General features: G+C 62.8%; 12 protein-coding genes and 1 pseudogene. 5 read left to right on the top strand and 8 right to left on the bottom strand.

The features are described 5' to 3' along the window. Window positions 1-330 precede the first annotated feature (330 nt). The 5 genes from NN4_RS31615 to NN4_RS46985 form a co-directional block, all read right to left on the bottom strand. Entirely contained in the window at window positions 331-1,326 is a 996-nt protein-coding gene (locus NN4_RS31615) for a sulfate/molybdate ABC transporter ATP-binding protein (RefSeq protein WP_135235559.1), read from the bottom strand. Beyond that, window positions 1,323-2,129, bottom strand: a complete 807-nt coding sequence (cysW, locus tag NN4_RS31610) for a sulfate ABC transporter permease subunit CysW (RefSeq protein ID WP_147139099.1) — start codon at window positions 2,127-2,129, stop codon at window positions 1,323-1,325. The genes NN4_RS31615 and cysW overlap by 4 nt, the downstream gene beginning before the upstream one ends. Continuing rightward, window positions 2,126-2,986: a sulfate ABC transporter permease subunit CysT gene (gene cysT / locus NN4_RS31605; protein ID WP_371865778.1), complete on the bottom strand. Its 861-nt coding sequence runs from the start codon at window positions 2,984-2,986 to the stop codon at window positions 2,126-2,128. The genes cysW and cysT overlap by 4 nt, the downstream gene beginning before the upstream one ends. Window positions 2,987-3,041: 55 nt before the next feature. Then, complete coding sequence (locus tag NN4_RS31600; RefSeq protein ID WP_147139097.1) at window positions 3,042-4,088, bottom strand: sulfate ABC transporter substrate-binding protein; 1,047 nt, start codon at window positions 4,086-4,088, stop codon at window positions 3,042-3,044. Window positions 4,089-4,291: 203 nt separating this feature from the next. After that, complete coding sequence (locus tag NN4_RS46985; protein ID WP_324188356.1) at window positions 4,292-4,381, bottom strand: Ms4533A family Cys-rich leader peptide; 90 nt, start codon at window positions 4,379-4,381, stop codon at window positions 4,292-4,294. A gap of 71 nt (window positions 4,382-4,452) precedes the next feature. Between NN4_RS46985 and NN4_RS31595 the strand changes: the two genes are divergently transcribed. After that, on the top strand, window positions 4,453-5,514 hold the full coding sequence (locus tag NN4_RS31595; protein WP_147139095.1) for a M48 family metallopeptidase: 1,062 nt from the start codon (window positions 4,453-4,455) through the stop codon (window positions 5,512-5,514). Window positions 5,515-5,741: 227 nt separating this feature from the next. Here NN4_RS31595 and NN4_RS31590 read toward each other — a convergent pair whose 3' ends face one another. Then, on the bottom strand, window positions 5,742-6,005 hold the full coding sequence (locus NN4_RS31590) for a hypothetical protein (RefSeq protein ID WP_186818725.1): 264 nt from the start codon (window positions 6,003-6,005) through the stop codon (window positions 5,742-5,744). Window positions 6,006-6,129: 124 nt separating this feature from the next. On the opposite strand from NN4_RS31590, the gene NN4_RS31585 reads away from it, so the two are divergent. The 4 genes from NN4_RS31585 (at window position 6,130) to NN4_RS31570 (ending at window position 11,864) form a co-directional block, all read left to right on the top strand. Beyond that, window positions 6,130-8,118: a glycoside hydrolase family 15 protein gene (locus NN4_RS31585; protein WP_147139093.1), complete on the top strand. Its 1,989-nt coding sequence runs from the start codon at window positions 6,130-6,132 to the stop codon at window positions 8,116-8,118. A gap of 520 nt (window positions 8,119-8,638) precedes the next feature. Further along, entirely contained in the window at window positions 8,639-8,971 is a 333-nt protein-coding gene (locus tag NN4_RS31580; protein WP_147139091.1) for a lactococcin 972 family bacteriocin, read from the top strand. A gap of 176 nt (window positions 8,972-9,147) precedes the next feature. Further along, window positions 9,148-11,178, top strand: coding sequence for a DUF1430 domain-containing protein (locus NN4_RS31575; protein WP_147139089.1), 2,031 nt, complete (start codon window positions 9,148-9,150; stop codon window positions 11,176-11,178). 2 nt (window positions 11,179-11,180) lie between these two features. Continuing rightward, complete coding sequence (locus NN4_RS31570; protein WP_147139087.1) at window positions 11,181-11,864, top strand: ABC transporter ATP-binding protein; 684 nt, start codon at window positions 11,181-11,183, stop codon at window positions 11,862-11,864. A gap of 26 nt (window positions 11,865-11,890) precedes the next feature. On the opposite strand, the gene NN4_RS31565 is transcribed toward NN4_RS31570, so the two are convergent. Both NN4_RS31565 and NN4_RS45265 read right to left on the bottom strand, forming a co-directional pair. Further along, window positions 11,891-13,690, bottom strand: coding sequence for a dynamin family protein (locus NN4_RS31565; protein WP_147139085.1), 1,800 nt, complete (start codon window positions 13,688-13,690; stop codon window positions 11,891-11,893). A 74-nt stretch (window positions 13,691-13,764) separates the two neighbouring features. Then, window positions 13,765-14,176, bottom strand: a pseudogene (locus NN4_RS45265) (hypothetical protein); the annotation flags it as partial.

The following is a 14,176-nucleotide window of genomic DNA, read 5'->3' as shown; positions in this document are numbered from 1 at the left end:
CCCACAACAACCGTGTGAACGTCGGGCACCTGGCGCGAATACACGTTCTCACATGCTGTGATAGCCCCTAACAATCTCCCGAAGTCCGGACAGAAGACCGCCGGAGGCGGATACTGTCCCGACCCGCGGGTGCGAGAAACGCGAGACTCTCACCTCAGCCCTCTCAAGCACCCGTCCAGATAAGGCGCCTCGCCCGTTTGCAGGGCTTGACACGATCCACTTCCGACGGCACCAATGACGGGATCTTCTTGCGTCAGCACAAGATCAGCAACGCTCCAGCAGCCGGATGCTCTACCGCGCAAGCACAGCCCGAATCGGACTGCCCACCGATCAGTGCGCAGGCAACTCCGGAATCCGCGTCGCCCGTGCGTAAACCGTCTCGCCGTCGGCCAACCGCAACGCCTCTGCGTCACCACGCGTCACCTGCGCTGCGAACAGATCACCGGTCGCCGCATTGCGCAGTTCGACCCGGACCTCGAAGCCCAGATGCACGACCCGTTCAACGGTCGCCCTGGTAACACCTGCGGATTCGGCAGTCCCCTCGTGCTCGGCCAGCGACATACTCGGCTCCCGCCCGACCCGAATATCGTGCGGCCGCACCAGATGTCCGTTGAGCCGCGCGACCGCACCGAGGAAGGACATCACGAATTCATTGGCAGGCCGGTCGTATACATCCTCCGGCGTGCCGATCTGCTCGATGCGCCCCTTGTTCATCACCGCGATCCGATCGGCCACGTCCAGGGCCTCCTCCTGATCGTGGGTGACCAGCACGGTGGTCACGTGGACCTCCTCGTGCAGCCTGCGCAGCCAAGTACGCAGATCAGCACGAACTTTGGCGTCCAGCGCGCCGAACGGCTCGTCGAGCAGCAGCACCTGCGGGTCGACAGCGAGCGCGCGCGCAAGCGCCATCCGCTGACGCTGACCGCCGGACAGCTGCGCCGGGTACCGGTGCTGGAAGCCGTCGAGGCCGACGATGCCGAGCAATTCGTCTACCCGCTTGGCGATTTCGGCCTTGGGCCGCTTGCGGATCTTCAGACCGAACGCCACATTGTCGCGGACGGTCATGTGCTTGAACGCGGCGTAATGCTGGAAGACGAAACCGATGTCGCGTTTCTGCGGCGGCACCCTGGTCACGTTGTTGCCCGCGATCAGCACGATGCCGGAGTCGAGCGATTCCAGTCCGGCGATCGAGCGCAGCAGCGTCGATTTGCCGGAACCGGAGGGCCCGAGCAGGGCGGTCAGCTCGCCGGAGGGGATATCGATGGTGACGTCGTCGAGCGCGGCGAACGAACCGTAGTTCTTCTTCGCATTGGTCACGGTGATCATTTAGTGCCCCGCTTGCGTTCGAGGAGGGTCATCAACAGGAGTGTCACGAGGGCAAGGCCCATCAGCAGGGTCGCGGCGGAGTAGGCGCCGAAGGTGTTGTGGTCGTTGATGTATCGGCCGTGCACCAGCAGCGTCAGCGTCTGCGACTTGCCGGGCTGCGCGGACGACACCATGATCACCGCGCCGAATTCACCGAGGGCGCGGGCCACGGTGAGCACCACGCCGTAGGTGAGGCCCCAGCGGATGGCGGGCAGCGTGATTCGCCAGAACGTCTGCCACCGGGTGGCGCCGAGGGTAGTGGCCGCTTGTTCCTGTTCGTCACCGATCTCGTGCAGCACCGGCTCGACCTCACGCACCACGAACGGCAACGTGACGAAGATGGTGGCGATCACCATGCCGGGCAGGCCGAAGATCACCTTGAAGCCGACGCTCTCGAGCCCGCCGAACCAGCCGTTGGCACCCCACAGCAGGATCAACGCGACACCAACGACCACCGGCGAGACCGCGAACGGCAGGTCGACGATGCCCTGAACCAGAGTGCGCCCCGGGAACTTTCCGCGCACCAGTGCGAGCGCGGTGAAGATGCCGAAAATGACGTTCAACGGGACCACGATCGCCACGATGATCATCGACAGCTGGAACGCCGAGATGGCCGCCGGCGTCGTGATCGAGTCGATGAACGCGCCGATGCCCTTTTCGAAAGTGCGCAGCAGAATGATGATAAGCGGCAGCACCAGCAGCACGAACAGGTAGCCCAGCGCGACGACGCGCAGCGAAATCCGGGTGGGCCAAGACAGATTCATCGCGTCTCCTGCTCTTTCCGCACACTGCGCTCGGCGAGCAAGCGCAGCACGAGCAGCGACACGAACGAAATCGCCAGCAGCGCAACCGAAACCGCGGCCGCGTTGATCGGGCGATCGATCTCGATCTGCTTCTGGATGTACTGCGAGGCCATTTCTGTCTCGCGCGGGATCGCCCCGCCGATCAGCACCACCGAGCCGTATTCGCCGATGGCACGGGCGAAGGCGAGCCCGCCGCCGGAGATGACCGCGGGAGCCAAGGTGGGTAATACGATGCGGCGGAAGGTGGTCCAGTTGTCCGCGCCGAGCGAGAGCGCGGCCTGCTCCACCTCGCGGTCGGCCTCGATGAGCACCGGCTGCACCGAGCGAACCACGAACGGCAACGTGACGAACGCCAGCGCCACGACCAGCCCGGGCTGAGTTGCGTTGAGGTGGATATCGATCGGGCTCTGCGGACCGTACAGGGACAGCAGCACGATGCTGGCCACGATCGTCGGCAAGGCGAACGGCAGATCGATCAGCCCGTTGACGATGCCCTTGCCCGGGAAGTCGTCGCGGACGAGCACCCAGGCGATGAGCGTGCCCATCACCACGTTGATCACCGCGACCACCACCGAGACGAGCACGGTGATGCGCAGCGAGTCCAGCGCGGCGGGCGCGGTGACCGCGTCCCAGAAGCCGGACCAGCCGTCCTCGAAGGAGGTGACGGTCAGTGCGGCCAGTGGCAGCAGCACGATGATGCTGAGCCAGAGCACCGCGGTGGCGATGCCGAGCGGGCCCACCGAGCCGGTCACGCGCAGCCAGGACCAATTCCACCGGCCGGTGTTCGGGGTACCGCCGGGAGCGGGCTTCGTGCCGATCCCGGCGGTGCTGGTGTCAGTCACAGTCGTCCAGTATCCCGTGTGCCGGAGCCGGTTACTTGGTCGCCTTGTCGTAGATCACCGCGACGGAGCCGGTGTTCGGCGTGAACAGCTCCTTGTCCACGGCCTTCCAGCCGCCCAGGTCGGCGATGGTCCACAACTGCTGCGGGGTCGGGAAATCGGTGCTGAAATCGGCCGCCACCTTCGGGTCGACCGGGCGGAAACCCGCTTGCGCCCAAGCCTTCTGACCCTCGGCGGTGTAGAGGAAGTCGCGGAAGGCGAGCGCCTTCTCCTGGTTCTTGCTCGACTTCAGCACCGCGACCGGGTTCTCGATCTTGAAGGTGACCGGCGGCACGAAGTGCTCGATCTGGTCGCCGTTGCGCTCGGAGAACAGTGCCTCGTTCTCGTAGCTGAGCAGCACGTCGCCGGTGCCCTGCAGGAAGGTCTCGGTGGCCTCGCGACCCGACTTCGGCTGCACCTTCACGTGATCCTTGGACACCAGCTGGCTCAGGTAGTCCAGACCCGCCTGGGGGTTCTTGCCGCCCTCGGACTTGGCCGCGTAGGGGGCGAGCAGGTTCCACTTGGCCGAGCCGGAGCTGAACGGGTTCGGGGTGACCACCTCGATGCCCGGCTTCAGCAGGTCGTCCCAGTCCTTGATGCCCTTCGGGTTGCCCTTGCGGACCACGATCGCGACGACCGAGCCGAACGGAATTCCCTTGGTGGCGTCGGCATTCCAGTTCGTGTCGACCAAACCGGCGTCGACCAGTCGGGTGATGTCGGGCTCGACCGAGAAGTTCACCAGGTCGGCCTCGGCGCCGTCCTTGACCTTGCGGGATTGGTCGCCCGACGCGCCGTAGGAGCCGTTGACGATGACGTTCTTGCCCTTTTCGGTCTTGTTGAACTCGGCGGCGACCTTGTCGAAGCCGGGCTTGGGGACCGCGTAGGCGTAGAGATTCAGCGTGCCGCCGCTGCCGTCCGCGCCGCCACCGCCGACCGTGTCGCTGGCTCCGCCGCCGCACGCGGTGAGGGCGACCGCCGCGAATGCGGTGACTGCGGCGACGGCGCTACGTCGGCGCGGAGTGAGCCAGAATTTGCGAGACATCGGGGTGGACCTTTCCTACGGACCGCCTGCTCGGGAATCTCGAGCGGCAGCGAAGACTGCGATGGATCGGTAGACCTGCCGCCGCTTCGATGCGGCTGTGGCGCGACTGTCGGCCGGGTAGGCCGCCGGGGTTCGGGGACGTCTGCGAAAAAGTTGCACGCCAGTCTACGAGGGAGGGACGTGCAGACGTGCCCGGTCGCCGATCAGCGACAGAGAATGTCGGCGACCGCGAGGTTGCCGACCGCGATCAACGCCAGTTCATGGCGGACCTGCGGGACGGCATTCGAAGACACGGGCAGACTGTAGCAGAGGCCACGGCCTCGATTCGAATCACAGAGCTCCAGGAAGAGGGGGGTTTCATCCCATGACTACCAGCCCGGATCGCATACGCACGAGGTTTCCCGGCATCAGCACTCGCGCGTGGGAGCACCCGGCCGACCGGACCGCCTTGGTCGCGCTGCGCACGCTGTCCGGTTTCGACACTGTGCTGCGTACATTGTCCGGTTTGCTGCAAGAACGCCAGCACCGCCTGCTGTACCTGGCGACGGCGGTTCGGGTCGACGAACGACAGTTCCGTTCGCTGCATCAATTGCGCGAGGACTGCGTCGCCGTGCTCGATGCCCGCACCACGCCGGAGATGTTCGTGCTGCAGAGCCCGCAGGTGAATGCCTTCACCATCGGCATGGACCAGCCGTTCATCGTGCTGACCACCGGTCTCATCGACCTGATGGATACCGAGGAGTTGCGTTTCATCGTCGGCCACGAGCTGGGTCACGCCCTGTCCGGGCACGCGGTGTACCGCACCATGCTCATGCATTTGCTGCGCATCTCCGCGAGCATCGGCTGGATGCCGGTGGGCGGCTGGGCTTTACGCGCGATCGTGGCCGCGCTGATGGAATGGAGCCGCAAGTCCGAGCTGTCCGGCGACCGGGCCGGGCTGCTGTGCGGACAGGATGTCGACGCCTCGGTGCGGGTACACATGAAGACGGCCGGCGGCACCTGGATCAAGGAGATGAACCACGGTGCATTCCTCGCGCAGGCCGACGATTACGAGCGGTCCGGCGATCTGCGCGACGGCGTGCTGAAACTGCTCAACCTGGAGTTGCAGAGCCACCCGTTCTCCGTGCTGCGCGCCGCCGAGTTGCGCCGGTGGATCCAGAGCGGTGAATACGACCGCATGCTCGCCGGCGACTATCCCCGGCGCGATCAGGACAAGAACACCAGCCTCACCGAGGAGATCAAGGGCGCCGCCCGCACCTACCGCACCAATTTCGACCAGTCCGAGGACCCGCTGATCCGCACTGTGCGCAACCTCGGCCGCGATGTCGGTGCCGCGGTCGGGACGGTGGGCCAGGAGGTCGGCGAGACGGTGTCCAAGATCGGCAAGCGGTTCAACGACTGGCGGATGGGCGAGCGGGAGAACTAGCGCTGGCCACCGCCGTGGAAGCCCGCCGCACACATTTTGACAAACGCACGCGTGTCAGGACGGCGAGTCCGTGTGCGGGAAGTCAGCACGTGCGCGGCCGACCCGGACTGTCGGGCCGCACCGTTGAACGGATGAGCTGGTCGCGGGGGGTCAGCGCGTGACGAGCCAGGCAACCACGACGAGGACGAGCAGGGCGATCAAAGCGAGCTGGACGCGCGAACGTGGCATCAGTGGGCACCGCTCTGCACGGTCGGGCGGGCGTCGACGGCTAGGTCGGCGGGCACGGTGTCGGGGACGGCGGGCAACGCCTGCTCGATGCCGTGCTTGCGGTCCAGGATGCGCAGGAGGGCGCGCAGGGTGCGGTCCAGCAGGTAGGCGATAGCGAAGCTGACCGGGACCATGCCGACGAGCACGACGAGGAACTGCGGGATGAACGGGAGTCCCGCTACCCACAGCTCGAAGCTGTCCCACCACCCTGCGATCTGTTGCACGCCGTCCAGCCTAGTGGGTCCACCTGAGAGCTCGGCAAGGTCAGTATTCGGTCACGGCGGCCCGCTGATACGGCACGGCGGCGAAGCGAGTGGACGTGCGGCTCGGCCGGCCCGAAGATGAGGTATGCCGTCCTCTGATGATCTCACCGTCGACGAACCGTACGACCTGCCGGTGCTGAGTTACCTGTCCGAGTCCAAGCGGCATGGCGCCTACCCGCCGATCGACGACTACGCGTTTCTGTCCGACTGCGAGACCAGCTGTCTGATTGCCAGCAACGGGGCGGTCGAATGGATGTGTGTGCCGCGCCCGGACTCCCCGAGCGTCTTCGGCGCGATGCTGGACCGTAGCGCGGGGCACTTCCGGATCGGTCCGTACGGCGTCAACGTGCCCGCCGCGCGTCGCTACCTGCCCGGCGGCATGATCCTGGAGACCACCTGGCAGACCGAGACCGGCTGGTTGATCGTGCGCGACGCGCTGGTACTCGGCCCGTGGCACAACAACGACCAGCGCTCCAAGACGCACCGCCGCACCCCGATGGACTGGGATGCCGAGCACATGCTGCTGCGCACGGTGAAGTGCGTCAACGGCACCGTCGAGCTGGAAATGAGCTGTGAACCGTCGTTCGACTACCACCGTGCGGCGGGTCGCTGGGAGTACACCGGCAAGGTGTACGAGGAGGCGACCGCGGTCCGCACCGACGACCCGAGCGCGGGCCCGAGCCTGGTGTTGACCACCGATCTGCGGCTCGGCCTCGAGGGCCGGGAGGCCCGCGCTCGCACCAGAATGGCGGAGGGCGACGAGAAGTTCGTCGCGTTGACCTGGTCGGAACTGCCCGCGCCCAAGACCTATGAAGACGCGGCGCAGAGGATGTGGCAGACCACCGAGAGTTGGCGGCAGTGGATCACGCTCGGCAACTTCCCGGATCACCCGTGGCGCGACTACTTACAGCGCAGCGCGTTGACGCTCAAAGGGCTCACCTACGCGCCGACCGGTGCACTACTCGCGGCCGCTACCACCTCCCTCCCGGAAACCCCTGGCGGTGCACGCAATTGGGACTACCGCTACACCTGGGTGCGCGATTCCAGCTTCGCGCTGTGGGGCCTCTACACCCTCGGACTCGACCGCGAGGCCGACGACTTCTTCGCCTTCCTGCGCGACGCCACCACCGGCGACAACGGGGATGCCGTTCCGCTGCAAGTGCTTTACGGCATCGGCGGCGAACGCCAGATCACCGAGGAGACCCTCGACCACCTCAGCGGCTACGACCGCTCGCGGCCGGTGCGCATCGGCAATGCCGCGTACAACCAGGACCAGCACGACATCTGGGGCACCATGCTCGATGCCGTGTACCTGCACGTGAAATCACGCCAGCAAGTCCCGGAAACGTTGTGGCCGTTGCTGGAACGTCAGGTCCGCGCCGCCATCGCACACTGGCGCGAGCCCGACCGCGGCATCTGGGAGGTGCGTGGCGAGCCGCAGCACTTCACCTCGTCCAAGGTGATGTGCTGGGTCGCGCTGGACCGCGGTGCGAAACTCGCTGAACTGCACGGCCAATACGAGCACGCCACCGAGTGGTACACCATCGCCGACGAGATCAAGGCCGACATTCTCGAGCACGGAGTGAACGCCAACGGCGTCTTCACCCAGACCTACGGCGGCGACACCCTGGACGCCTCACTGCTTCTGGCGGTACTGACCCGCTTCCTGCCGCCGGAGGACCACCGCATCCGGGCCACCGTGCTGTCCATCGCCGACCGGCTCACCGAGAACGGCCTGGTGCTGCGCTACCGCACCGAAACCACCGACGACGGATTGTCCGGCGCCGAAGGAGCTTTCACCATCTGCTCGTTCTGGCTGGTCTCCGCACTGGTGGAGATCGGCGAGGTGCAACGCGCCCGGCACCTGTGCGAACGACTCCTCGGCTTCGCCAGTCCACTCCGCCTCTACGCCGAGGAAATCGACCCGCGTACCGGTCGCCACCTCGGCAACTTCCCCCAGGCCTTCACCCACCTAGCCCTGATCAACGCGGTCACCCACGTGATCAGAGCCGAGGACAACCGAACCGCAGGCGGTTTTCAACCCGCCCACTCCCCCGCGAACAACCCTGGGTGACAGGGGTTTCGAGCACCATCCAAGCCGTCAATCTATCTGCGAAGGCCAGTGTTCGCACAGGCTCCCGCCCGAGGTCGGCGCTCCGTTCATCGCTTCCTGTCCGGTCGTCTTCACAGCGCACCGAGCCAGGCCGCCCTACATGAGCAGCGGAGCAAGCCACTTCAAAGTTTTCGAAGTTCGATGGAACCGATCGCGGCATCAGTGCGTCAAACCTAAGTGACGGAACACAACTCGGGATTGGGGTGGGTGATTCAGGCCAGAAGAGGGTGTCTGCTGAACGACTCTCGCATCGAAATGCAGGCATAGGCATCTCACCAGCAAAGACGGCGGTGCGGCATGAAGGGTCGGACCCTGCCTGCAAACGCCCGACAGCGCGATGCTTTCGGGGAGTTTTGACGTGGACATACGCCAAAATCGTTTGTGCAGAAAACTATTCAGCAGTTGACCTTGCCTAAACTGCTTGTTAGCATTCAGTTCTGATGCCAACTAAGTGCATCAATTTCAATGGGGAGGAACACAAGTGATCTCTGCGAAGAAAACTGTTGTCGCCGGATTCATCGGCATCGTTGGACTCGGCCTGGGGATGGGCGTAGGAAATGCCGGGGTCGAACATCCCGAAGGCGGGCTGTGGCAGTACGGAAGCTCAACCGTCTCCGGGGGAACCGACAACTATTCAATGTACGATCACAACGATCGCACTCATTCTTCTGCTGTGCGTAATTGCAATGGAACAAGCTCATCCGGCTGGCGGCCCGCCGGCACTCGTGCAGAGGCCCGACAGAATAGATGCCTGACTGGCAATGAGGCATTCTATGATGTTCAAGGTGGCAGTAGCGGCAAAGCGAATATCTGATGAGCGGGCGCGGTTGATATCCTGGCAAAATTGATTCGCCGCGCCATTCACTCATGATTCCGACAGAGTCGTTCCAGATCGTCAACGGGGCGTAAACGCACCGCCGGTTTCTCGCCTGTTCCGCACTGGTAACACCATCGGGACAGGCGAGAAGCCACTCGAAGAGATGAGGTATCGTGCAACTCGTTTCGCGAGTTGTCATAGCCGCCAGCTTTTTGCTGACAGCAATAATTTCTGTTGTTTACTTCGAGCTCAAAGACGAAGCGCAGCCCCTGCGTGGCACAACAGAAATAGTTATAGATAACTTCGACAAGTCCCTCTCGAAAGACCTACTATATAATAGTTTCTCAGCTGTTGCCATAGAATGCAATACTAATATATACAAACTCAGTTTCTCTCGGAATACCAGCACGGATCGCGTCTTCTTCGAGTTTATAGGTAGCCCCAGCCGCAAGGAGGCCATCGCGCCCGGGGGCAAGTATGTCAACTTTGATCCGGATCTCATCACCTCTTTCCAACCGTCTAGTCGAATAACCACAGAGGATGTTCGCGGCCGATATCTTGTTGATGGAACCCCTTCGGATGTTGGAAGATCGATTACCGAGCTACAGAAGCACGGGTTTCAGGTTTCAATTTGGAATCAAAATTATACAACCGCACTCTGGGATGTTCTATCGCAGTCCAATTTATTGACCATACTGTTCGTGGTAACCCTGGGCTGCGCCCTTGTCGTCGCGTACTCGGCGCTGGCCTCTGCCAAAACCTACGCGGTAAAGTCCCTGCACGGTTACCCATCTTGGCGGATAATAGCCGAGAGACTCGGCACGCTTGCCAAAACGAGCGCGTTGCTCGTCGTGGCCATCGTCGCCGTGACTAGCATCTATCTCTGGCAATATAATGAGTTCGCCCGATTCACGGCGCTTATGACAACTCTGCTTATGGCATTCGGGCTCGTGTTTTTGCTTCTGGTGATCGTCGAATTTGTTGCGATTGGATTCGCGTTGACGCACCAGATGAGTCAACACTTGAAGGGCACAAAACCCGATCGGGGGTTATTGCATTTCGCATACCTCGCTAAATTTGCAATCATGGCGACAGCGCTCACCCTGATAGTCGGTGGCATCCGATCACTATTGCTTCTTGGAGCGATGGATCAGGTTTCCGAGAAATTCAAAGCTATGCCCGATTATTTAGCTCTAAGTCATTCGGTGGCGACTGGAAGGATCGGTGGCCAAGAAAAACGAGATCTGGACGCAAGTATCAGAGGCGTATTTGAAAGCTTCGAGCGCCAGGAAAAAGCCCTCCTGGTGGCCAGCCATGACGTCCGACCCGCAGCGGAAGTACAAAATGGAGAGCAGTTCCCCGATCTCATAGTTGATAACAACTTCCTCCGCGAGAATTGCATTTTGGACACATTCGGGTCTTGCACTGAGGACGTGGTTGTTACCGATCTCGGCATGACCCTCCTCATACCGGAGAGTAAACGACATCAACAAACGAAGATAGTGGAACAATACGTCGGATTTGTCGTGTTTCAGCAGCGCATTCAAGGCACGCCGATCGACCCAGCAGAAGTAAAGGTCGTCGTGAAAAACGTTGCTGCTGGCCAGGATGTATTCTCTTATCGAGTCACCGATTCACTGACGAAGAGCTTCGTACGCGACCCGGTCATTTTAGTGACCGATGCGAAAGCTAGGTTGTTGTCCGACGATTTCTACTCTGCTAAATCCAGCTCGGCCGAGGCTCTTTTCCTGGACCATGCGCAACTCAGCGATAACCTTACCTCGGTTGGAATCAGCGCGTATCTGCAGTACTACTATTCGATCAGAGATCTCTCCATGCAGGATATCGCCGATGCAGAAAGAGCAAGCTATAACCAATTATATGGGCTACTCGTCACCTGTATTGCAAGTGTTGTAATAGCAAGCTATCTTGCGGCACTGTATTGCTCGCGAAACCGCAAAAGGCTCTATCTCAAAGAACTTCATGGGTATTCATTCTGGCGTCGACACAGCAGCCTGGCGATCGGGTTGGCGCTCGGCTCTGCGATAACGCTGGCAGGTCTTGCTCTGACTACCTCTTCGCTCTCACGCGGAATTTTGGGCTCGGTGGCGATCGGCACGGTCGCAGTGGATATCCTGATCACACTGGGTTTTATCTCAGTCTACGAAACACGATCGCACGCCACCTGGATCAAGCGGGAATGAGAATGACACTCGAGCACGTCCAGGGAAGGAACGATGTGACACTGTCGGTAGCGAAGGCCATTGAGGTCAGCAAACTGCGAAAGACTTTTGGCGAACGACTACTTTTCGACAACCTGTCGTTCACAATTGATCAAGGCAGCATGCTCGCCATTACGGGTGCCAGTGGCAGCGGCAAGACGACGCTTCTCAACTGCATCGGCCTACTTGATGATTACGACGGAGGGAAGATCGTCGTCAATGGCAGGGACTTGGCAAAAGTTGGTCGACGAGACCGCGTGACATACTTCCGCCATGAGGTTGGGTATCTATTCCAGAACTACGCACTGATCGACGACGACACCGTCGATGAGAACCTCTCCATTGCCTGCACATACACCAAGCGCAGCACTGGCAACAAGCGCGAGTGGAAACTGGAAGCGCTCGAACAGGTGGGATTGCGGGATAAGCTCGACGCAAGGGTTTTCGAGCTGAGCGGCGGAGAACAACAGCGCGTAGCCGTTGCCCGACTACTGATCAGGCGCCCCAGCGTCATACTGGCCGATGAGCCCACCGGTGCGCTGGACAGCGAAAATCGCGACGCAATCATGCGGCACCTCGGAAGACTACGAGATTGCGGCACCACAGTCTTGATAGTCACGCACGATCCATCGGTGGCCGCACAGTGTGACGTACACGTCGCACTGTGAGCTCACATCCAACGCAATGACTTCGATCAGACGGTCAAGCTGTCGGCCTGTTCGCGCAGGCCGCGCAGTTTGCCGAGTTGGCCGTCGACGTCGGCGATGCGGTCGCCGCTGTGGTCGCCGTATTTCTGGTAGGCGGCCTCGGCCAGGCGCAGTGCCTCGTCGGCCTGCTTGGCGACTTCTGCGGCGATATCGGTGAAGTGGTCACGCAGTACGCGCTGCATGGCGCGCAACCGATTTCGTGATTCCTTGCTCACCTGGAAGATGACGTCGTCCATCAAGCGAGCCACTGCGAGCTTTGCTTCGGCGCGGCGGCGCTGTTTGAGGTTTTTGCGCTCGTCCCAGAGGGCGTTGATGCCGAGCAGCACGCCCGCGCCGATCGAGTACCAGTTCACCAGCGACATCTTGAGGATGCTGGTGACGAGGCCCACCATCAGGATGCCGCCGTAGGAGCCGCGCAGCGCCGACAGGATCTGTTGGCCCACACGCGCTTTCGCGCTCTCCAGCGGCTCGAGTGGCTGCACCGGTTCGAGCACCTCGCCGGGGTTCTCCAACCGCATGTTGGGCAGCGGTGCGGCTCGGTTGTCGGCGAGGAACTTCGAGGCCACCTGCTCGGACAGTTCGACCGAGCGGTAGTGCGCCATCACGAAGTTCTCTTCTACCGCCTCGCAGATCCTGGCGTCGAGATCGGTGCCGAACTCCTTCCAGCGCCGCGCCGGATCTGTTTGCATGATTTCGGCCTCGGCGTCACGCACGAGGCTACGCAGGCGGTGGCGCAGGTCGTGTTCGATGTCGGCCATCAACTCGGTGCTGCCGTCGACCAGGGTCACCTGCCAGTTCGCTGTCCGCTGGCGCAGCTGCTCGGCCTCGTCCCTGGCTCGGACCAGCTTGTCGGTGATCTCGGCCCGCATCCGCGGATCCCGCAGCGACTCGACTTCATTGCGCAACGTCAACGCGAGATGGTCACTGACCAGCCGAATATCCTGCACCGCGGCATCGAGCGCGACACTGTCCGCGCGAGCGACCACATAATCACGCAGGTGGTCGATCAGTTGCGGCACACCGGATTCGATGTCGCGCTGGTAGTTGCCGGACAGCCCGGCCTGCCGGTGCAGCTCCGCCGAGACGGGCGCCACCGCGAAGCCGAGCCCGGCCGCGTCGAGCAGTTCCCGATTGCGTTGCTGGGTGTGTGACCAGTGGGAGAACTGGTCGATCTTGTTGAGCACGCAGATGACGGTCGGGCAGATCTGCTGGATGCGTTGCAGGTAGGCGATCTGGTCCACGGTGAGTTCGGTGGCGGCGTCACCGACGTAGAGCACGGCGTCGGCGGCGGCGATCATCGACCAGGTGGTGTTGTCGGCGCCACGCGCGCCGGGTGCGTCCATCACCACGACGCCGTCGGCCAGCAGCGGACTCGGCTGGGTGAACTCGGCCCGGATCACGCCGAAGCCGGAGATGGCGGGGCCGGGATCGAGCGGGTCGACCGACTGCCGTTCGGTGCGGCCGTCGACCGAACGCACCAGTGTCGCAGTCGGTTCCGGTCCGTACTCGACGATGACGGGCACGCTCAGGTCGCTGTTGGTCGCGCTGACCGACGCGCCGACCAGGCTGTTGACCAGCGTGCTCATGCCGTTCTTCGGCTCGCCGACGACGACGAGGCGGACCCGGGGGTCGCTCACTCTCGCCCGGACCATGCTCAACCGGCTGCCCAGATCGTCGCGGCCCGCGAATCTGGTCATCTCCCGCAGTTCGTCCAGAATCCGGATCAGCGGCGCCATCGCGTCCGGATGTTTCACCGTCGCGGCCTTCAGCCCGGCTGCGGCAGACAACCTGCCTCCTTACATAGTTGTGCTCTCGATCGACATGGACGCCCCCTTCACCCCTTGATCACCAAGGTCTCGCGCTATATCAACGCTGAGTCCAAGCCGCCAGGGCCCATGTGGTGGGTCTCGGCCATCGTAGATTCCGGCAGCAGACCGCCGGACAGGCCGCCGCTCGCGAGGATCGAGTGATCGGTGTAGGTCGGGTAGTCCTGGATCGGCGTCGTGTTCGCGCCGACCATGTGCGTGTTGTCCGCGATGGCGTGCGGCTTGGGATCGACGATCGGCGGCTTGTAGGTCGGTACCGGCGCCTGCGACGGCGTCGGCGCGTGGAAGGTCGGCGGCAGGTCGTGGGTCGGCACGGGTGCGTTGTGCGTCGGGACCGCCGTCGGCACGTCGCGGGTCGGCACGGTCGGGTCCGGCTGGGTCACCGTCGGCACCTCGCGGGTCGGCACGGTCGGCTGGGTGGTGACCCCGCCGGTCGCGCCGCCGGGG

Origin of the sequence: Nocardia ninae NBRC 108245, from assembly GCF_007990755.1 — a bacterium.
GTDB classification, from domain to species: domain Bacteria; phylum Actinomycetota; class Actinomycetes; order Mycobacteriales; family Mycobacteriaceae; genus Nocardia; species Nocardia ninae.
The sequence above is the reverse complement of the archived record's forward strand: the minus strand, read 5'-3'. Positions and strand labels throughout refer to the sequence as shown.

Bases quoted from the DNA above. Each gene is read 5' to 3' on its own strand.
- NN4_RS31615 (WP_135235559.1), bottom strand. From the start codon at position 1,326: ATGATCACCGTGACCAATGCGAAGAAGAACTACGGTTCGTTCGCCGCG.
- NN4_RS31595 (WP_147139095.1), top strand. From the start codon at position 4,453: ATGACTACCAGCCCGGATCGCATACGCACGAGGTTTCCCGGCATCAGC.
- NN4_RS31585 (WP_147139093.1), top strand. From the start codon at position 6,130: ATGCCGTCCTCTGATGATCTCACCGTCGACGAACCGTACGACCTGCCG.
- cysW (WP_147139099.1), bottom strand. From the start codon at position 2,129: ATGAATCTGTCTTGGCCCACCCGGATTTCGCTGCGCGTCGTCGCGCTG.
- NN4_RS31600 (WP_147139097.1), bottom strand. From the start codon at position 4,088: ATGTCTCGCAAATTCTGGCTCACTCCGCGCCGACGTAGCGCCGTCGCC.
- NN4_RS31570 (WP_147139087.1), top strand. From the start codon at position 11,181: ATGACACTCGAGCACGTCCAGGGAAGGAACGATGTGACACTGTCGGTA.